Annotated in this window: 7 protein-coding genes; 3 read left to right on the forward strand and 4 right to left on the reverse strand. The window is 68.9% G+C overall.

All coding sequences use genetic code 11. The features are described 5' to 3' along the window. The first annotated feature begins 162 nt into the window (after positions 1-162). Positions 163-1542, forward strand: a complete 1380-nt coding sequence (locus G3I17_RS32420) for a lytic murein transglycosylase (protein ID WP_164601754.1) — start codon at positions 163-165, stop codon at positions 1540-1542. Between the two features lie 241 nt (positions 1543-1783). After that, positions 1784-3628: a glycosyltransferase family 39 protein gene (locus G3I17_RS41835; RefSeq protein ID WP_164601756.1), complete on the forward strand. Its 1845-nt coding sequence runs from the start codon at positions 1784-1786 to the stop codon at positions 3626-3628. Between the two features lie 68 nt (positions 3629-3696). On the opposite strand, the gene G3I17_RS32430 is transcribed toward G3I17_RS41835, so the two are convergent. The 4 genes from G3I17_RS32430 to G3I17_RS32445 form a co-directional block, all read right to left on the reverse strand. Then, positions 3697-4659, reverse strand: coding sequence for an LLM class F420-dependent oxidoreductase (locus G3I17_RS32430; protein ID WP_164601758.1), 963 nt, complete (start codon positions 4657-4659; stop codon positions 3697-3699). Between the two features lie 297 nt (positions 4660-4956). Beyond that, positions 4957-6801, reverse strand: a complete 1845-nt coding sequence (locus tag G3I17_RS32435) for a S8 family serine peptidase (RefSeq protein WP_164601760.1) — start codon at positions 6799-6801, stop codon at positions 4957-4959. Positions 6802-6971: 170 nt separating this feature from the next. Then, a complete protein-coding gene (locus tag G3I17_RS32440; RefSeq protein ID WP_164601762.1) occupies positions 6972-17459 on the reverse strand; it encodes a non-ribosomal peptide synthetase/type I polyketide synthase in 10488 nt (3495 codons plus the stop codon). Next, the gene (locus tag G3I17_RS32445) at positions 17407-18630 is read right to left on the reverse strand and encodes an MFS transporter (RefSeq protein ID WP_164601764.1); all 1224 of its coding nucleotides are present in this window, start codon (positions 18628-18630) and stop codon (positions 17407-17409) included. Before G3I17_RS32445 ends, G3I17_RS32440 begins: the two co-directional genes overlap by 53 nt. 198 nt (positions 18631-18828) lie before the next feature. Between G3I17_RS32445 and G3I17_RS32450 the strand changes: the two genes are divergently transcribed. Beyond that, on the forward strand, positions 18829-22029 hold the full coding sequence (locus G3I17_RS32450) for a glycoside hydrolase family 3 N-terminal domain-containing protein (RefSeq protein WP_164601766.1): 3201 nt from the start codon (positions 18829-18831) through the stop codon (positions 22027-22029). Positions 22030-22040: the final 11 nt, after the last annotated feature.

The following is a 22040-nucleotide window of genomic DNA, read 5'->3' on the forward strand; positions in this document are numbered from 1 at the left end:
GACCGGCTGTGCACTCTCTGCGCCTCCCTCGTAACCCACGCACGGGGACGGGCGTTAGACCAATGACAGACGGTGGCCGGCACGGGGTATCACCAACTCGGCCAGAAGATTTGTCCGCAGCGTGGGGCGGGGCAGGTCGATGAGTCACGGAGGGGATCATCGATGGCGAAGGGCAAGCGTCGCGCCATGGGCGGGAGCGGGTGGCGTCAGGTGGCGCCGCTGATCCCGCTGGCGTTGTTCGCGAGCGCGTTCACCGTCAGTGCCACCGACGACCCGGCGGTCGCGACGGCGGCGCTGGATCAGGGAGTAGCGAAGAACAGCCCGGTCGTCGTACCGGTGCAACCGATCGGGGACCCGGCCAACATCGCCGTGCCCGGTCTGGTCGGCAACGGCGTCGATCCCGGTGAGCAGCCGACCCAGGTGGTCTCCGGCCTGTCCCGCAACGGTATTCCCAATGCCGCACTGAAGGCCTACTCGCGCGCACAACAGGTGCTGGCACAGGCTGATCCGACCTGTCAGCTGCCATGGACACTGGTGGCCGCGATCGGCCGGGTCGAGTCGAACCACGGACGTTTCGGCGGCAACTCGCTGATGACGAACGGGGTGGCCACGCCGGGCATTCTCGGTCCCCGGCTGGACGGCTCGAGCACGGCCCGGATCACCGACACCGACGGCGGCAAGCTCGACGGCGACGCCGCCTACGACCGGGCGGTCGGGCCGATGCAGTTCATCCCGCAGACCTGGCAGCTGATGGGCGTCGACGGTGACGGCGACGGGGTGAAGAACCCGCAGGACATCGACGACGCGGCGATGTCGACCGCCGTCTACCTGTGCTCGGGCACCGGCAACCTGTCGAAGGCCTCCGACCTGAACGCGGCCGTCCTGCGCTACAACCACTCCCAGCAGTACGTCGACCTGGTGGTCAGCATCGCCAAGGCGTACGCGGGTGGCAGCTGGATCGCCGTCGACAACGGCACCGAGACCGACGGCCAGGGCATCGACCGGGCCGGTGGCCAGGTCGACGACCCGAACATCGACGCCCCGGCGGACGACAACCTGCCGCAGGCGGTCGACCTGCCGACGTACCCAGGTGGCGTCAAGCCGACCCCGACGCCGACCGAGCTCCAGGGCGGCGACGGCAAGCCGACGACCAGCCCGACCAAGCGGCCACCGACGACCGAGCCGGGCACCCCGCCCGGTACGACGAAGCCGCCGACGTCCAAGCCCAGCACTCCGCCGACCAGCAAACCTCCGACGACCAAGCCACCGGCCGTGCCGCCGGTGGTGGCGAAGCTGCAGACGTCGGTCGGCCTGATCGTCGGCACGGTCGGCAGCACGCTGACCGAGCTGACCAGGGCGACCACCTACTGCCAGTCGGAGCTGTCGAAGGTGACGATCACCCATCCGACCCAGCAGCAGTTGCAGAACTGCGTGACCGCGTTCCAGACCGGCGGCGTCAAGGCCGTCGATCAGGTGATCCGCAATCTGCTCTCACTGCTGGGTCTGCTCGGACTTCTCGGGGGAGGAATCCTCGGGAACTGAGCATCCTGACCGGCGCGCCAGCCCCACCCCTCCCTAGGCGCGCCTCTGGCGACGCCACGGAACTACTCCCCCCGGTTTCGTGGCGTCGCCTTTTACTGTGGTCAAGCGCTTACTTGAGAATTTCTCAGTTTGCTGCAGCTCAAGGGTCGTGGCCCAGCACTTGAAGGTGCGACTTCTTAAGCCAGCCACAATCTTTGCCGGGACGCTGGGGCGACAGTCCACAGCGACCTGGAGGCTCTGTATGACGACGCTGCTCACCGACGTACCGAAAGTCGGCGGCAAGCCCCGTCGGATCGAGAAGCCCGCGCTCGCCGCACTGCTGCTCGGCACCGCGGTCCTGTACCTGTGGCAGCTCGGCGCGTCCGGCACCGCCAACGAGTACTACGCGGCCGCGGTACAGGCGGGCAGCCAGAGCTGGGAGGCGCTGTTCTTCGGATCACTGGACGCGGGCAACGTGATCACCGTCGACAAGCCTCCGGCGTCCCTGTGGGTGATGGGCCTGTCCGCGCGGATCTTTGGTTTCAGCTCGTGGAGCATGCTCGTCCCGCAAACCCTGATGGGCGTCGCCTCCGTCGCCCTGCTCTATCTGACCGTACGGCGCTGGCACGGGGCCACAGCGGGCTTGCTTGCCGGGGGCATGTTCGCGCTGACCCCGGTCGCCGTGCTGATGTTCCGCTTCAACAACCCCGACGCTCTCCTGGTACTGCTGCTGGTCACAGCGGCGTACTGCATGGTGCGTGCCTGCGAATCCGCTCGTACCACGTGGCTGCTGCTTGCCGGCGTAGCCGTGGGATTCGGCTTCCTCACCAAGATGCTGCAGGCGTTCCTGGTACTGCCGGCCTTCGTCCTCGTCTATTTGTTGCTGGCCCCGACACCGTTGCGCCGACGGGTTCTGCAGATTGCTGCTGCCGGCGGTGCAGTGATCGTGTCGGCCGGCTGGTGGATCGCGCTGGTCTCCGTCTGGCCTGCGTCCGCGCGCCCCTACATCGGCGGATCGGTAGGCGACAGCGCCCTCGAACTAGCTCTCGGCTACAACGGCCTCGGCCGCCTCGTCGGCGGCTCGAACGACGGCGGTGCGGGGTCGGGCGGTGCAGGGGCGGGTGGCGCGGGGGCGGGTGGCGGCGGCAACGACCCGGCTGCCACGCTTTGGCGGCTCTTCGACTCCGTTGTCGGCCCCCAGGCGTCCTGGTTGCTGCCGACCGCGCTGCTCGCGCTCGTACTCGGTCTGGTCCTGGCCGGCCGCTCCCCCCGGGACAACCGCCTTCGCGGCTCGCTGCTGCTGTGGGGCGGTTGGCTGGTCGTCTCCGCAGGCGTCTTCACCGGCATGACCGGCAAGTTCCACACCTATTACACGGTCGCTCTGGCGCCGGCCATCGCTGCGATCATCGCCGTCACCGCCCGCGACCTGTGGAACCGCCGAACCACCGCAACCGGCAGATACGGACTTGCCGCCCTCACCTTCACCACCGGCGCCTGGGGCTACGTGCTCCTCGCCCGTACCCCCGAATGGCACCCAGAGCTTCGCTACACCATCGCGGCCTGCACCGTCGTCGCGATGATCGCCTTCCTGACCGGCGGACGAACCCTGCGGATCGGGCTGGTGACAGCACTGGCGACTGCGTTTCTCGCCACCTCGGTCTACTCAGTGGCGACGGCCGGCGCACCACATGTAGGCAACGACCCGGTCGCAGGCCCACCCGGACTCGATCCGAACCTCGAGAAGATCGCGGCCGCCAAGTCCGCGGTTCCGCCCGCCGAGCTGATCGCAGTACTCCGGTCCACAACCACCAAGTGGGCCGCGGCAACCAGCGGTGCCCAGTCGGCCGCTCCCCTCGCACTCGCCAGCGGACGACCCGTCATCGGCATCGGCGGCTTCTCCGGCAACGACCCCGCACCCACCTTGGCGGAGTTTCAGCAGTACGTAGCCCGCGGCGAGATCGCCTACTTCGTTGCCGGCGGCAGCGAGGAGAACGGCTCCGGCCGCTCCAGCAACAACCTCTCCACCGAAATCACCACCTGGATCACCACCACCTTCACCCCGACCTCCCTCGGCTCCGCCACCCTCTACACCCTCACCACCGAGTAGTCATCGCTGCGCTGCCGCCTGATGCGTGGTCACCCACCTATTTGAGAATCTCTCCGTTGTCGCGCGGATCAGGCGAAGCGCTTGGTGATCCGTTCCATCCGGTCGACCAGGTCGAGGTCGTAGGCGACACCAGGCACGTAGAAGATCACGTAGTCGGCGCCGGCCTCGAGCGCAGCCTCCACCTTGTCGGCGATCTGGTCCTCGGTGCCGATCAGGTTGTCGCGGTTGAAGCGCTCCCGGTCCATCGGGCCGAGCGCCTTCTGGGTGGCCTTGTCCGGGTCGTCACCGGCGTCGATCGGGAACGCATTGATCCCGGTCGACTTGATGATCTCGTCGTAGTCACGGCCGATCGCGTCGCAGTGACCCTTCAGGATCGCCGCCTTCTCCTTGATCACCTCGGGGTTGCCGCCGCCGATGTTGGCCGCGTCGGCGTACTTGGCGACCAGCTTCAGTGTGACGTTCGGGCCGCCACCACCGATCCAGAGGCTCGGGTGCGGCTTGCGGACGCCCTTCGGCTCGTTGATCGGCTTGTCGATCGAGTAGTACTTGCCGTTGAAGACGGGCTCGTCCTCGGTCCACATCTTGTAGATGATCTCGGTGGCCTCGCGGAACGCGCCCATCCGCTCCTTGAGCTCAGGCCACTCGTAGCCATAGGCCTTCCACTCGTGCTCGTACCAGCCAGCTCCCAGGCCGGCGTACAGGCGACCGTGGCTGGCGACGTCGACGGTCGACGCGATCTTGGCGTAGAGCGCAGGGTTGCGGTAGCCGTTGCAGCCGACCATCTGCCCGATGTTCACCCGCTTGGTGTCCCGGGCCAGCGCCGCGGTGGTGGTCCAGCACTCGAAGGTGCTCTCGGTACTCGGCTCCGGCACCGTATGAAAGTGGTCGAACAACCAGATCGAGTCCCAGGACCCCTCATCGGCCTTCTTGGCGACATCAGTCATCGCCTCCCACTGCTCGACGGGGTCGCTGAACCCCGCCAGATCCATCTTCCACCCTTGTGGAACGAACATTCCGAACCGTGTAGTCATACCTCCATCCAACCGGTGCGATGCCGGAATGGTCCAGCACCTCACCTACTGAATAACCACTGAATAACCCCACCCCACCTTCTGAATCCCCCGCAGCTCCGTCGCCCCTCGGGTGCGAGCCGGCCGCCTCTGGGGTGTCGGGTTGGCGACTTTGTGCACCACCTGAGTGGATCGCCGGCTTCAAAACGCTCAGGTCGTGCACTAAGTGGGCCGTCGGGGCTGCGACTTGAGGGCCGGGTGGGCGGGCCGGCGGGCTCCTCCGTCAAGTGGCGACGGAGGAGCCTGCGTGGGGAGGAATCAGCGGGCGCTCAGGACCCCCGCTCCGAAGGCGGCTCCGTCTCGTTTGACGGCTCGGGCTGCGAGGACGGCGTTGAGTAGGACGGGATGGAGGCGGCCGCCGAACTCCTGCCGGGTCAGCGCGGCCACTCCCGCGGCGGACGGGGCCGAGGCGGAAGTACCGAAGAAGCGGCATTGGCCTTGGACCGCGGTTGGGCAGGTGCCTGAGCCGAACGGGCCTACGCCACTGACCGAGACGCCGTCCGAGGCGACCCAGTATGGCGCCGGGAAGCTGCGTGAGGACGGGCCGCTGGTGCCCTTGCACGGGCCGGGCTTGCCGCCCGCGCAGCGCGTGGTGGTGATGATCTGGATCGGGCCGGCCGCGCTGAACGCCTCCAGCGCGATCGCCTTCGGGTCGACCGACAGGCTCGCGTTGACCGCGCCCGCGCTGGTCGCGAAGCCGAGGTAGTTCGAGTCCGGGTTCATCGAACCGGCCCGCTCCGGCGGGTCGATCGTCTGGACGCCGGCCGACAGTGCGCGCCAGCGCAGGTCGAGCACCGGCGCCTTCTTGGCCGACGAGGTGCCCTGGACGTCGACGACGAGCTTGGCGGGCTGCGCCACCCCGGTCGTGTTCTCGTAGATGAACTGCTCGATGGTGTCGCCGACCCCATCAGCCTGGACCGCGTTGCTGGCCGCAAGGCACTTGGTGCCGGTGGCATCCATCAGGTACAGGTTGAGGTCGGTGAATCCGCCCTGACCAGCGGTCGGGAACACGGCCCGCGGCTCACTCCACTGCAGCGTCGGCATGACCGTCGCACCGGGCAACAGGTTGAGGTCGTACGTCGTGTCCTCGCCGCGCAGCTTCACCACGTTGTCCACCGCGTTCGGGCAACCGGTGAAGGGCCCGACGGCGCCGTCCGCACCAGCGCCGGTACCGGTCGCGGTGACTCGCGGTGCATGCCGGCCACCGAGGTTGCCGGCCGACGAACTGACCCAGATGCCGTGCGCGGCGAGGCCCTCAGCGGTGGCCGCGCCGATGCCCTGCTGGAACGCGGGGTCGTCGTCCAGCGCGATGTCCTCGGCGATCATCGTGACGCCCGCGTTGGCGAGCACGTGGAACGCCTCGACGTACTCCGCGGTGGTGTCCCGGGTGCTGGCATAGGCGAGCTTCGCCTGCGGTGCGATGTCGTGGATGATCTCGAGCATCGCGGTGCCCTCGTCGTCCTCGTACGTCGGCGCCTGCCGCAGCACCTGTACGTCGGCCGGCAGCTCCCCCTGCGCGATCGACTCGGCAAGGTGGTCGACGTCACCGGAGATGGCGCCGATCTTCTGCCCCTTGCCGGTCAGCCCGCGGGCCTGCGCCTTGTCCGCCTTGTGCAGCGGAACGCTCTCGGCGTTGATCGGACCGACGTCGACGGCCGGCCGCAGCGACGGCCGCAGCGCGCTCACCCACCCGAGGGCAGCGACCGCGTCGAGCTTGTCGTACGGAACCGTCGTGGACAGCAGCCCGGTCGTCGGCAGGTCAGCACCCGGTACCGCCTGGAAGTCGGCGGTGTTCTTCAGCACCGACACCCCCAGCGACGTCAGTGAAGCCTCCTGCTGAGCCGTGACCGGAGAAGCGGCGTAGACCTGTACGCCGATCCGCCCGCTGCTGTTGATACCGAGCGACCGTGCCTCGGGCGAGGCCGTACTGACCTTCGCCTTCGATGCCGCGGCGGCGAGTGCCGCGCTGTCCCGCAACAACGTCGGAATCTTGGACGGCTGGGCCGCAACAGGCGCGGCGGCGGCAGGTTGTACGACCGCCGCGGCAACCAATGCCGGAACGATCAGCAACAAACTGCCGACCAGATGCGTCGACCTTCTCATAGTGTTCCTCCCCTTGCCTTACACAACTTCGGACCACCGTGACCCACCAGCAAGACACTGTCCAGACCTTCATCCGACAACGAGGGGAATCCCCATCCACCCGGCCAAGTTCGTCCAACTGTTCACCGAGGCCACCCCGTTGATCACTGGCGGCGACCACAACCGCGTCCTCAGGTGATCGCGTCGGCCACGCTCGGGGCGTAGCCGAGTTGGGCGGTCAAGGCGGCCGCCCAGCCGGCGATCGTGGTGGGGGTGAACAGGTCCGTGGCGTACTCGATGTCGAGCGTGAACTCCTCCTCGGTCAGGGTGAAGACGACATAGAGCTCGGTACGGGCCTGCCCCGGTACGGCGATCCCGCGGGCGGGGAACTCACCTGTCGGCAGAGTCAGCGTGGACCGCGGCCCGTTGATGACCGTGAAGAGCACTGCCGGGTAGGGCAAGCTCGCCTGACCCGGCAGGGCGCAGCGGACGACCTCGGCCAGCGGCAGGGCCTCATGGTCCAGTGCGGAGTACAGCGCCTTCGCCGTCTCCGCCAGGAGGTCCGCTGCCGTCAATCGGACTCGGACCAGGACGGCCTCACCGAGGTAGCCGATGACGCCGTCGTGTTCCGGGCGGCTACGGCGCGCGCTGGAAACCGGCAGCACCACTTCGTCGTGCCCGCAGAGTTCACCCAGCCAGCGAGCAAACCCAGCCGCGATCACGACGTACGGCGTGGTCCTGGCCTCGGCCGCGGCGGACCTGATCCGCTCGCCGAGTTCCGGCGGTAGGTCCACGTGGTGGGTGGATCCCTGTCCGGACAGGACGTCGGGTCGCGGGTAGTCGATCGGCAGGTCGGGACGGAGTGACGCACCGGCCAGCTCGGTCCGCCAGAAGCCCTCCAGCTCGGTCCTCGTCCGGCCGGTGAGGCTGGCACGCTCCCAGTGGGCGTAGTCGCTGAACTGACCGGACGGCGGGGGCAGCTCGGCACCGGAGTACAGGGCTGACAGCTCCTGCCAGAACAGCCGGGCGGACCAGCCGTCGTAGATCAGGTGATGGACGACGATCACGAACACCCAGTGCTGAGGCGAGACCTTGCCGAGGCGGACCCGCCACAGCGGAGCCTCGGCGGGATCCAGGGCAGGCTGAGCCACGGCCACACACCACTCGTGGAGCCGGGACTCGTCGTCGGGCAGATCGGTGATCGGGAGATCGATCGGGACGGACCCCAGTACTTCCTGGCGATCCTCGAAAACCCTGGTACGCAAGGCGGAATGGCGCGCTACCAACGTCTCCAGAGCTGTTCGCAGGCGCACCGGGTCAAGATCTGTACGCACGTCGACCCGAGTGATTCCGTTGTAGATGGACGCGTCGGCCCGGGCCAGATGGCGGCCAAGCGCGCGCTGCTGCGCGAAGGTCGCCGGTGCGGTGGCCCCGATCCCGGCTGTGCGATCGATCCCGGCGGTGCCGTCGACCTCGGCGGCCAGGGCGCGGATGGTCGGAGCGCGGAAGAACCTCGTCAAGGTGAGCTCTGCCCCGGTCGCCGCGTGGATCTGGCTGAGCAGCCGGACGGCCAGCAGGGAGTGCCCGCCCAGTTCGAAGAACGAGTCGTCGACGCCGAGGTCGGTCACCTCGAGGACGTCCCGCCATACGTCGTACAGGACCTGTTCAGTCCGGCCCACCGGTGCACCGCTGCGCTGTGGACCGTCGGGCGCCGGCAGCGCGGCCCGGTCCAGCTTGCCTGTGGTGGTCAACGGCAGCCGGCCCAGCCGGACCCATCGTCGCGGTACCGAGTACTGCGGTAGTCGCGTCGCCAGTGCGTCGGTCAGCTCAGTGAAGTCCACCGGGCCGACCACATAGCCGACCAGCTCGCCGTCGTTCACGACCACAGCGGCATCGGTCGCGCCAGGGTGGCCGAGGACGGCTTCGCGGATCTCCCCCGGTTCGATCCGGACACCGCGGATCTGGACCTGGTCATCGCGGCGCCGATGGAACTCCAGCGAGCCGTCCGCCCGCCAGCGCCCGAGGTCGCCGGTGGCGTACCAGCCCGGCGCGAAGAACGCCGCCGCCGTCTCCACCGGCCGGTTCAGGTAGCCGCCGGTCACGCAGACGCCCTCGACGCAGATCTCGCCGAGCGCACCGAGCGGGACCGGACGACGGTCCGGGTCGAGCAACCGGAGCCGGACGCCCGGGATCGGCCGGCCGATCGGCGGCGCGGTCTCACCTGCCGCCAGCCGGTGCTCGGTCACTCCGATGGAAGCCTCGGTCGGCCCATAACCGTTGTAGAGAACGCAGTTCGGATGCGCGGCAAGGAACTCGTGCTCGACGGCGCCCGGCGTGGCCGCTTCCCCGGCAGCGTAGATCTCGCGCAGGGACGGCAACGACGGCTTGGTTGCCAGCAGCGCACGGACAGCACTGAACGGGAGCGCGATCCGCTCCACCTGGTGGCGGCGGAGCTCCTCGGCCAGTACGCCGAAGTCGTAGCGCGCCCGGTCCTCGATCAGTACCAGGGCACGGCCGGCCGCCAACGTCGTGAAGATCTCGTGCAGGCTGCCATCGAACATCGGTGACGCCCACTGCAGCCCGTCCGTCGCCGGGTGGGTGGCGAGATACTGGAGCACGTAGTTGGCAGTGCCCCGGTGCGGGACGAGCACGCCCTTCGGAGTACCGGTCGAGCCGGAGGTGTAGATGCAGTAGGCCAGATCATCCGGCGCGACCGCTATCGCCGGTCGTCCAGCTGGACCGTCGCCGAGTTGCTCGACCCACAGGTGTGACCGCGCGCCGAGATCGGGCATCCCTTGGGCCGTGATGAGCTGGACGGCAGCCGAGTCGTCGAGGAGGAACCGCAGCCGCTCCACCGGTACGCCGGAGTCCAGCGGCAGGAACCCGGCGCCGCTCTTGAGAACGCCCAGCACGGCGGCGATCTGCTCGTGACCACGCGGCAGGCAGATCGCGACCAGCTCACCGCTTCGGACACCACGGGAGATGAGTTCGGCGGCGATCCGGTTGGCACGGTGATCCAGCTCGGCGTACGTCAGTTCGCCGAACGCGCCTTTGAGCGCGACCGCGGCCGGGGTCAGGTCGACCTGCTGCTCGACCAGTTCGTGCAGGCAGTGGAGTGGTTGCCCGCCTGGCTCGCCTTCCAGCTCGGTCAGCCGTGTCGTGTCCTCCGGAGTGAGGGCCGCCAGTTCCGGCAGCGTGACGGCCGGACCGGCAGTGCCCAGGTCGAGGGTCAGCTCCAGATAGCCCAGCAGGCGCACGATGGTCGCCTCATCGAACAGCTCAAGGTCGTACTCGACGACGCAACTCAGACCATCGGGGCGAGCGGTCAGGTACAGCACCAGGTCGAGCGGGGCTCGCTCGCTCGGCAGGTCGAGCAGAGTGGCCGCCACCGTGGGGGGCGCGAAGGAGACCTGCCCGGCGCCGTTCTCGAACTCGACGGCCACACCGAACAGCGGGTTGCGCCCGGCGACGCGCGGCGGGTTGACCGCCGCGACGAGCTGGTCGAACGGCAGTTCGCGATGGTCGACGGCATCCATCACCGACAGCCCCAGTTCGCGCGCGAACCCGGCGAAGTCGGCATCCTGCGGTACTACGACGCGCAGTGGAAGCGTGTCGATGAACATCCCCACCGCATCGCGGGCCAGCTTGCCGCGCGACGAGACGCCGGTCCCGACGATGAAGTCCCGCTGCCCACTGAACCTGGCCAGGACGACTCCGAATCCGGCCAGCAGAGTACTGAAGACCGTGAGGCCCGCCTGCCCGGCGAACGAGGTGATCCGCTCGACCAGCCGGCCGTCGAAGTCATACGTCACGGATCTTCCCGAACCACTGCGCCGGCGGGGTCGCGGCCGGTCGGTGGGCAGCTGCAACTCCTCCGCACCGGAGAGCTGCTTGACCCAGAAGTCCACCGCTGCGTCGGCCGGCGCCTGGGCGAACTCGATGCCGTCGGAGGTGGCTGGAAGGGCCGGGTCCTCCGGCCAGGCGCGGTAGTAGGCGCCGAGGTCACCGGCGACGACGGGCGTCGAGGAGGCGTCGAAGATGATGTGGTGCGCGACCAGCAGCAGGACATGGTGGTCACTGGAGAACCTCACCAACCTTGCCCTGAGCAACGATCCGTTGGTCAGCTCCAGTTCGCCCAGTCGTACGTCGTACAGGACTGTTTCGAGGGTGCCGTCCGGTGCATCCACCACCGGGCACTCGACCGGCTGGTGGTCGCTGACGAACGCGCGCGGTTCCCCCTCGATCTCGCGGAACGTCGTGCGGAGCGCCGGATGCCGGTCGATCACCTTCTGCAGAGCGCCTTGCAGGGCCTCGGTGTTCAGGGGGCCGCGCAGCTCGATCGCCTTCGGCTCGTGGTACGTGTTACCGCCGGGGCTGAGCTGCTCGAGGAACCAGATCCGCCGCTCTGCCGGGGTCAACGGGCGCCCGTGATCTGCTTCTGCGGGGGTGCTGTACTGCTCGCGGAGTGCATCGACGGCTGTCAGGCTTCGCATCACCTGCTCCGGTGTCAGGCCGAAGTCGACGAAGCAAGCGAGTTCGTCGGCGCCGGCCGCGAGGACCGACTCGATGATCGGGGCGCAGCTGTCCGCCGTACCGATCAGCGCGCGGGACTCGCAATAGCGCTGGTACGCCTGGCCGAGCAGGAAGTCGACGTCGTCTTCCGGGGTGTTCTCGAGGTCGATCTGGAAGCCGAGGCTGTTGGTCACCTGGCCGAACAAGGACAGCGACGAGCGTAGGTAGTCGCAGAACGGCTTGTATGCCTGGGCCCGGACCGTCTCCAGGTCGTCACCGACGTAGGTGTGCAGGAGTACCACCACCCGCCCGGCGTCGGGGTCGAGGCCGTGCTCGGCGCGGGTCGCCCGGTACAGCGCGATGTTGGCGGCCAGGTCCTCGACCGACTGCGCCATCAGGTTGGTGACCACGCCGATGTCGTTGCGGGCGGCGAGTTTGTACGACTCCGGATTGCCGACCACCGCGGCGAACAACGGCGGCTGCTCCTGTAGCGGACGGGGATACAGCCGTACTTCGGTGGGGGTGCCGTCACCCGCGGTGGCTTGGAGCTCTTCGCCGGCCCACAGTTTGCGCACGGTGTCCAGCCGGTCGTACATCTCCTCGCGATGCTTGCCATAGTTGCCTGGGGCAAGCACGAAATCCCGCGCGTGCCAGCCGCTCGCCACACAGATACCGGCCCGGCCGCCCGACAGGTTGTCGACCACGGACCACTCCTCGGCCACCCTGATCGGGTGATGCAACGGAAGCACCACCGACCCGGCATGCAGCCTGATCCGCTCGGTCCTGGTAGCGAGCGCCGCAGCCAGCACCGACGGGTTGGGAAACAACGCCCCAAACGAGTGAAAGTGCCGCTCAGGCAACCAGACGGTATGGAACCCGCGCTGGTCGGCAAACTCCGTCGCTTCCAGAATCAGCCCGTACTTGTCCTGCGCAGCCGAGTCGGGGTAGTCCCCGAAAAAGTACAAACTGAAGTCGCAGCGCCGCCTCCCACCCACCACTGAACCGGCGATGGGAAGGGAGCCCGCCTCCGCGCTGGGGACGAGGGCGGGTGCGGGTGCGGACGTCAGAGGCGCCTGCTGCACGAGGCTCGCCTGCGGCGCGAGGTCCGCCTGCGGCACAGGGGGCGCTGGAGGGGTGGGCGTGGGGGTGTTGTTGAGGAGGGCCAGTTGTTCGGACATCAGGTTGGAGACTCGGTCGACCATGCGTTCGGCCAGGCGGAGTTGCCGATCGATCAGCTCCGGCAAGCCCGCCGGCGGGGACTGCTGCTCCAGCACCGGTTGCAGCGGTTGTGGAGACTGCTGCGGTTGCGGGGGTTGCTGCGGTGATGGGGTGGCTGAGTTGGTGAGCAGGGTGGCGAGTTTGGCTGGGGTGTCGGTGTCTTCGAAGAGGCGGCGGACGCCGATGGTGATGCCGAAGGTCTCCTTCAGTTCGCCGACCAGCCTCATCAGCGACAGCGAGTCGGCGCCGAGGCTGACGAACGAGACGTCGGCCCGGATCTCGTCGGCGGCCATCCCCAACGACGGTGCCACCAGCTCGCGGACGCGATCCAGCACCGCGACATTCAGTAACGCCACGGCAGCAGTCGGGCCCACAGCAACAGCCGGCCCCTCAGCAGCAGTTGGCGGCTCGGCAACGGCCAGTGGCGCGCCAAGTGAGGGGATGTGGAGTCTTGCCAGTGGATGGCCCGGTAGTGGGATGCGCCGGCCGGTGGATACCGGTGACCAGTCGATGTCTGCGCCGGCTCGGTACATCGTTGCGAGGGCGTCTGTGAATTGATCCTCCGATCCCCGGCGACGGCTGGCGGTCCACTCGCTGCCGGGGAGCGCGCGCCGGCCCAGCGCGGTCAGTACCGTGTCCGGGCCAATCTCGAGGAACCGCCCGCCCCCGCGCTCCGCCACAGCAGCAACGGCCAGATCGAATCGGACCGGCCGCCGCGCGTGCTCCGCCAGGTACCACTCGTCCACACCGGACAGGACAGTCCCGTCCACTGCGCTGACGAACGGTGTCCGCAGCGGCCCGAAGGACAGCTTCCCGGCGTACTCCCGCAGCGGTTCGAGCACCGGATCGACCAGTGCGGAATGGAACGCCCGGTCCACCGACAGCCGCCGCCAGGTCAGCCCTTCACGATCCAGTACGGCGACCGCCCGCGCCATCGCGTCCTTCGCCCCCGACAACACCTGCCGGTCAGGCCCGTTGACCGCCGCGACCTCCACCCCGCACTCAACCGCGATCCGCTCGGCCGCAGCGAGCGCGGCACTCACCGCCACCATCTCGCCTGGCTCCAAGGCGGCCATCAGTTCTCCCCGGCGAGCGGTGAGCAGCGCACCGTCCGTCACCGACAGCGCCCCCGCCGCGACCATCGCCGCGAACTCCCCGACGCTGTGCCCGAGAACGAAGTCGGGCACGACCCCCACCGACCGCCACACCTGCGTCCACGCCACCTGATGCGCGAACAACGCCACCTGCGCCGACCCGACTCGGCCAGTCTCGACGACCGGCACCCCCACAGCTTGTTCGACCTCGTCGAAGACTGCTCTGGCTGCCGCGAAGGTGCGATACAGCCAGTCGGACATCCCCGGATGGCCACTCCCCTGACCCGAGAACGCGAACGTAAGCGGACCGCCGGCAGCCTGTCGCGACGGCTCGGCCAGCGCCGCCGCCAATTCGCCCACATCCGACCCTGTCACCGCGAAGCGATACGGGAACTGACGTCGCCCCAAGGCCATCGTGGTCGCGACGTCTGCTGCCGCCAGCTCGGGATGTTCCGACAAATGAGCCCGCAGCGAGGCTGTCAGCTCCTGCAGCGCGGCCTCCGACCTAGCCGAAACAGGCACGACCACAGCCGCGGTACTACGCCCGCTCGCCACCCGCATCGGCGGTTGCTCGAGCACCACATGCGCGTTCGTACCGCCGACTCCGAAAGCACTGACCCCTGTCCGCCGAGGCACACCGGTGGACGGCCAGTCGCGCGCCGCCGTGATCAGCTCGAACGGGCTGTCCTCGATCCGCAGATCAGGATGCGGCTGGTTCAGGTTGATGGTCGGCACCAACTGCCCGTGCTGCAGCATCAGCACCGCTTTGATCAAGCCGGCCATCCCGGCACAGGAATCCAGGTGACCGATGTTCGCCTTGACCGACCCGAGCCCGCAGCGGGCAGTCCGCGGAGCGCCTTCGCCGAAGACCCGGGACAGGGCCGCGAACTCCACCGGATCGCCCAGGGCGGTACCGGTGCCATGCGCCTCGACGTACGAGATCGTCTCCGGTCCGACGCCCGCTCGCTGCAACGCGCGGCGTACCACCTCGGCCTGGCCGCCGACGCTCGGTGCCGTGAAGCCGACCTTGCCGGTGCCGTCGTTGTTGACCGCGCTGCCGAGGATGACGGCGTGCACGGTGTCGCCGTCGGCAAGGGCCCGGTCCAGCCGCTTCAGCAGTACCGCGGCCACGCCGTTACCGCCGACAGTTCCGTCGGCAGCCGCATCGAACGGACGGCAGCGCCCGGTCGGCGAGAGGATGGAACCGGCTACGTGCCGATACCCGGCGTCTTGGGGCAGCCGGACCGCCGCGGCACCGGCGATGGCGAGATCGGCGTCGGAGTCGAGCAGCGCCTGGACGGCGAGATGGACCGCGACCAGCGACGTGGAGCAGGCCGTCTGTACGCCGATCGCCGGGCCGGTCAGCCCGAGCCGGTACGCCACCCGGGTGGCCAGGAAGTCCGCGGTGTCGCCGATGGTGGCCTGCATCGCGGTCGGAACGTCGTCAACCGCGGTACCGCCACCGGTCAGGCGATCCTGGTGCCCGTACAGGTTCATCCCTACCCCTGCGTAGACGCCGATCCTGAGGTTCGGCGTACTGCCCGGCCAGCCGCCGTGTTCCAGCACCTCGTGGGCGACTTCGAGGAACTGCCGATGGGCCGGGTCGGTGAGCGCCGCCTCCTTCGGCGACAGGCCGAAGAACTCCGCGTCGAAGGTGTCCGCGTCTTCGATGACGCCGCCGGCCAGTACCTGGTCGGGAGCGCTCACGCCCGTGAAGCTGGAGACGCTGTCCACCCCGCCGAGCAGGTTGGCCCAGTACTCGTCGACCGTCCGCGCCCCCGGGAACCGCGCCGCCAGCCCGATGATCGCCACCCGCCGATCGACCACGACCTCGTTCCCGTTCTCGTTCCCGGCAGCGCGGGTGGTCTTGCTGGTGGCGGCGGCCGGAGCAGCCGCGGTGATCCAATCCGCCAACGCGGCGACGGTCGGATGCTCGAACGGCACGGTCGCCGGTACGTCGAGCCCGAACCGGGCGGCCAGTCCGGACCGCAGCCGAGCCACGCTGATCGAGGTCAACCCGAGCTCGTAGAGCGGCACGTCATCGCGCACCGGCACCTCGACGAGCTCCTGCAACAGCCGCCGCACCTCCCCCGCCACCTCACCCAACCGCAACCCACCGCCAGGCCCAGCGCCAGGCACGGTGTCAGGCCCAGGGACCACGGGCGCCACAGCGGGCGACTCGTCGTACCGCCCGGCCTGAAAGCGCTCGCGCAGCTCGTTCCGGCGGACCTTCCCGCTCGCCGTCCTCGGGAACTCATCAGCAGGCACTCGCACCACCTGCGTCGCCGTCAACCGCAACCGCCGGAACAACGCAGCCTTGATCTCCTGCGCCACCTCGGCCGGCACCCCCTGATCAGCCTCGAAGAACACCACCAGATCCTCAGTACCGGTCCGCGCATTGGGCACCCCACAGGCACCGACTCCCCGCAGGCTCAGCCCGTCGACTCCGCTGACGACCTCCTCGATCTCGTGGCAGAACAGGGTGTTCCCGTTCAGCACGACGCGGTCACCCTCCCGGCCGGTGATCACCACCTGGCCGCCCGCGACGAAGGCCAGATCGCCGGTCCGGAACCACTCGCCGTCCGGCCGAGCAGCGAGCGTGGCCTGCTCGTTGTTCACGTACCCGGGGGTGACGCGGGCCGACTTGACCTCCAGGCGCCCGATCCGCAGCTCCGGTAGAACCTCGCCGTCGTCGTCCATCACCCGGATCGATGCCCCGTGCGCCGGCGGGCCGACCGCGACGAACGTCGTACAGTCCGCGTCCGGAACCTCCGGCCCGGCCGGCACCAGCTCGCCGGCCAGAGACGAGGTGAGCACCCGGACCACGCCACCGTCAGCGGCCAGCCGCCCGAAGGTGATCCCGGTGACGGTCTCCGCCATCCCCCAGGCCGGCCGGAAGGTGTCCCGGCCGAGCCCCGAGCCCGAGGTCGCGGCGAAGAACTTGTCGACCACAGGCAGGATGATCTGCTCGCCGCCGCACAGCAGCGACCGGACGCGGCTCAGATCGAGAACGAGGTCCGGTCGCGCCGCCCACTCGTCGGCCGCGAGCTGCAGCCCGAACGTCGGCGACCAGGCGTGCTCGACGCCGTACTCCGCCGCTTTCCTCAACCAGAGAAGGGGATCCGCGAGGACATCGGCGGTCGGCAGGTGCATGTTGCCAGCCCCGGCGAACACCGGCAGGACGTGGTACAGCAGGAGCGCTCCGCTGTGATCGACGGGCAGCCAGTTGAGCATCGTCTCGCCTGGTCGCAGGTCGAGCAGCCGCCGCGACCCGGCGGCGAACTCCACCAGCCCGCGATGAGTGAGGGCCGCTGCCTTGGGTGCGCCGGTACTACCCGAGGAGAGCATCAGGAGCGCCACCTCAGCAGGCTCCGGCCGATGGAGGTCCGCCGCCGGCGGCAGCAGCGTGAACTCCTCGGCGACCAGGACTCCGAAGTCCTCACTCGCCAGTACGGCGGCGCCGGAGCGGTCGGTGAGGACCGGTGGCCTGTCCAGCAACTGCCAGGTGTGCCGGAGCCGATCGAGCACCGGGGAACCCACCGAAACCACTTCGCTGATCACTGCCGGCCGGATCCCCCCGAGCAGACAGCCCCAGAACGCAGGAAAGAACTCCTCTAGCGAAAGGCCCTGCACGATCACCACGTCGCCGCTGGACACCCCCGCGGCGCGCAGCCCGGTCAGCACCCTCCGGGCCTGGTCGAGCAGCTCCGGATAGGTGCGGAGACCGACCGGTGTCCGCACCCCCACCGCAGGGAACTCGGTGGCGGCCCTGACCAGGGCTCCCACCACATCGGACGGATCATCAGGCGTCGGCACCAGCACCGGGCCGTGACTGATCGACGACGCGTTCACCATCAGATGTTCTCCTCACTGAGACCAACAGAAAGATCAGTACGCCGATCAGCGCGACCCCGTGGAACCCACCGACCACCGGAAGAACCGGCCAGGCCTCGAGCAGCCCGGCGGCGACCACCATCCCGCCACCGAAGGCGGAGTTCTCCACGCTCGCGGACAGCCCGAAGATCCGGGTCCGCTCCGGACCGGGCAGGGTCTGGAGCGTGGACACATAACCGATCTCGGTGACGCCGTCGGCGATCCCGGCGAGCAGGCAGACCGCGATCAGCGCGGCCGCCGGCAGACCGGTGAAGGCGAGCACGAAGCAGACCGACATCACGCAGGTCGCGGCCGCGAAGACGCGATGATCGATTCTCTTCACCAGTCTGCTGACCAGTTGGTGGGCGCCGAGGCTGCCGATCGCCCAGGCGGTCATGAACTCGGTCATCACCGTCGCCGGGTGAGCGGGCGCGGTACTGCTCGCGAAGATCGGCAGCGCGACGTTGTGCCCGGCCGAAGCCAGCGCGTCCAGCCCACGGACCACGACCATGCCGGCGATCAGCGGCGGGAGCATCCGCCAAACCGCTCGATGCCCACCTCCAGTCGGCTCAGCAGCCGGGCCGGGCTCGGGCTCGGGCCAGGCCACGAAGGCCAGCGCCAGCGCGGAGACCAGGAACGAGCCAGCGTTCAGCAGGAAGGCCGCGTCGTAGCCACCGAGGTCGATGACCAGGCCGGCCGACCCGAACCCCAGAACGGTGGCCAGCGAGCGGGCGGTCACCAGCCGGCCGTTCGCCCTGGCCCGCTCGTCCGCGCCGACCAGCTCCGGTACGCCGCTGCGCAGCGCGACGACGAACGTGGTGTTGCCCGCGCCCAGGATGACCGCGACCAGGAGCAGTACCGGGAGACTCGGGACCAGGACGAGCGCGACCATGGCCGCTGCCTGCGTCAGGTCCAGCCCGATCAGCAACGGCCGCCGGCTCACCCTGTCCAGCACCCGGCCGACCGTCAGCCCGGTGACGAAGCCCGCGCCCAGCCGGATCGCCATCACCAAACCGGTGGCCCAGGCGCTCCCGGTCAGGTGGTAGCTGAACAGCCCCAGGGCGATCAGATTCAGATAGTTGCCGTACGACGACACCGCGTATCCGCACAGCAGCGGCCAGAAGCCGCGCGAGTCCCCCGGGGCGGTGCCCATCGATCGGAATCCCTCCCGCGACCGCGGCGGACGGTCCCGGTCGGTAGCAGAGAGCCTAGGCAGGATCGGGGCCATCTTGCGGAGTGAGAGCGCTCTAGTTCCGGAACCGCTGGGGTATTGACCGGGAGGGCGGACAGGACGAAGAGTCGGGCGCGACGCGTGCGTGAGGCACGCGCCTGAACACTTGAGGAGTCGCCCATGCCCAGGTGGCCTGGATTCCGCCCACCCAGTCGACGTACGACGCTGATCACGGTGGCCGCGCTGGTGACGGGGCTGCTGCCGCTCGGAGTGGCCGCGCAGGCCAACGCCGACGACCCGGCGCCGACGGTGCTCGCCGCGTTCGAGGGGGCCGAGCCGTTCGCCTCGCCGCCGAACGCCGGCATCTTCGGCTGGGGAAGTGACGCCGACGACCCGCCCACGATGGACCTCCAGGAGCGCGCCGACGCGCCCGTGGGCGGCAAAGTGCTGCACGGCACCTACAACATCAGCGGCTGGGGCGGTTTCAGCCATGACGTCACCTTCGACCAGAACCCCGGCAACTGGTCGATCCACAAGGGCATCCGGTTCTGGTGGTACGGGCAGAACACCGCGCCGCTGCCGCCCGGCTCGGGCAAGCGGATCTTCTTCGAGATCAAGGACGGTGGCGCGAACGCCGAGGCGTCGGAGCTGTGGAACACGAGCTTCACCGACGACTGGGAAGGCTGGCACCTGGTCGAGATCCCGTTCAGCGAGCTCAGCTACCGCGGTGACTACCAGCCGGTCGGCGGCATCGATCAGATCCTCAACCTGACCCAGATGTGGGGCTACGCCTTCACCATGCCCGGCGGCGCTCCTGGTGAGTTCGCCATCGACCAGGTCGAGGTCTACGGCAAGGCCGACCCGGCGCTGAAGGCGAGTGTCGTCACCGACGCGGGCGTCTACCCGGTCGTCGAGGGCGGTACCGCGAAGGTCAAGATCAGCCTCGCGACCACTGGCGCGGTTCCGCTGGAGGAGCCCGTCACGGTCGAGTACCGCACGGGAACGGGCAGCGCCGGAGCCGGCGACTACAGCCCGGTCTCCGGTGCCTTCACCTTCCCGGCCGGTACGCCGTCGGGCGCATCGCAGGTCGTCAAGGTGATCACCAAGCGGGACACCACGGCCGAGGTGGCCGAAACCATCCCGCTGGAGCTCACGGTCACCGGCGCGAAGGCTCCGGCCGTCACGCCGCAGGTGGTCGTCAACGCCCATGGCCTGCCGTACCTCAACGCCAACCTGCCGGTGAAGGCCAGAGTGCAGGACCTCCTCAGCCGGATGACGCTGGCCGAGAAGGTCGGCCAGATGACCCAGGCCGAGCGGAACGCGCTCAAGTCGAAGACCGACATCGCGACCTACGCGCTCGGCTCGCTGCTGTCCGGTGGCGGCTCGGTGCCGACGCCGAACACTCCCGCCGCCTGGGCCGCGATGATCGACAGCTTCCAGCTCAACGCGCAGGCGACTCGACTGCAGGTGCCGCTGATCTACGGTGTCGACGCGGTACACGGCCACAACAACGTGATCGGCGCGACGATCCTCCCGCACAACATCGGGATCGGCGCGACCCACGACCAGGAACTCGCGCGGAAGACCGGTGAGGTGACCGCGGCAGAGGTCCGGGCGACCGGCATTCCGTGGGACTTCGCCCCCTGCGTCTGCGTCGTCCGCGACGACCGCTGGGGCCGTTCGTACGAGGGTTACAGCGAGGACCCCGCACTGGTGAGCGTGATGGCCAGCGTCATCACCGGCATGCAGGGCAAGGCCGACGGCAGCGAGCTGGGCCAGTACAAGCACGTGCTCGCCACCGCCAAGCACTACGTCGGCGACGGCGGTACGACTTACGGGTCGTCGGGCACCGGCAGCTACAAGATCGACCAGGGCATCACCAAGGTGACGCAGAAGCAGCTCGAGGACATCCACCTCGCGCCCTTCAAGACCTCGGTCGACCTCGGCGTGGGCACGGTGATGCCGTCGTACTCGAGCCTCGAGATCCTCGACGACAACGGCGCGACCATCAGCGGTCCGCAGAAGATGCACGGCGACGCGGCGCTCATCAACGGCACGCTGAAGCAGCAGCTGGGCTTCAAGGGCTTCGTGATCAGCGACTGGGCGGCGATCGACCAGCTGCCCGGTGACTACCCGAGCGACATCCGGACGTCGATCAACGCCGGCCTCGACATGATCATGGTGCCGAGCAACTACCAGGGCTTCACTCAGGGCCTGACCGACGAGGTCACCGCAGGCCGGGTCACGCAGGCTCGGGTGGACGACGCCGTCAGCCGGATCCTGACCGAGAAGTTCAAGCTCGGCCTCTTCGAGCACCCGTACTCCGACCAGACCCGGCTCGGTACGGTCGGCTCGCCGGCCAACCGCGCGGTCGGCCGGGAAGCGGCGGCCAAGTCGCAGGTACTGCTGAAGAACGACGGCAACCTGTTGCCCTTGGCACCGACTGCGAAGGTCTACGTGGCCGGCAGCAACGCCAACGACCTGGGCAACCAGCTCGGTGGCTGGAGCATCACCTGGCAGGGCGGCTCCGGTAACACCACCACCGGTACGACGATCCTCGACGGGATCAAGCAGGTCGCACCGACTGCCACGTTCAGCCAGGACGCCTCGGCTCCCCTGGACGGACACGATGTCGGTGTGGTCGTCGTCGGCGAGAAGCCGTACGCCGAGGGCATCGGTGATGTCGGCAACAACGGTCACACCCTCGCCCTGTCCGCTGCCGACAAGGCCGCGGTGGACAAGGTGTGCGCGGCGATGAAGTGTGTCGTGCTGGACGTGTCCGGCCGGCCGCAGGTGGTCGCCGACCAGCTCGGCAAGATCAACGCACTGGTCGCGTCCTGGCTGCCGGGCACCGAGGGCGCCGGCGTCGCCGACGTGCTGTTCGGCAAGCGCCCGTTCAGTGGCCGGTTGCCGGTCACCTGGCCGAAGTCGGAAGCACAGCAGCCGATCAACGTCGGGGATGCCGCCTACGACCCGCAGTACCCGTACGGCTGGGGTCTGACGACGCAGGCCGCCGCCCGGGAGAACGTCTCGGACACGAGGAGGGACCTGCTGCGCCGGGCTCCGGCGAACCCGAACGTCGTACTTGCCGCCGCGCAGCTCGACCAGGCGCTGAAGGTGAAGGACTGGTCCGGGCCACAGGCAACGACCGCTCTGACCGCACTCGGCCAGGCCGGCAAGTACCTGCAGCTCACCACGGTGGACACCTCCAACGAGGACGATGCCGTCGTCGCCGGCGCCCGCTGGATCGCCCAGGACCAGATCGGCCAGAACCTCGACGAAGCCACGTCGAAGCTCACCGCCGACGCGGAACACCTGGCCTTCACGGGTGACCTCAGCACGGCGATCACCAAGCTGACTGCCGCGTACAACCTGAAGTAGGAGGAGGGGCC

It is taken from the genome of Streptomyces sp. SID13031 (assembly GCF_010548305.1).
Classification (GTDB): Bacteria; Actinomycetota; Actinomycetes; order Propionibacteriales; family Kribbellaceae; genus Kribbella.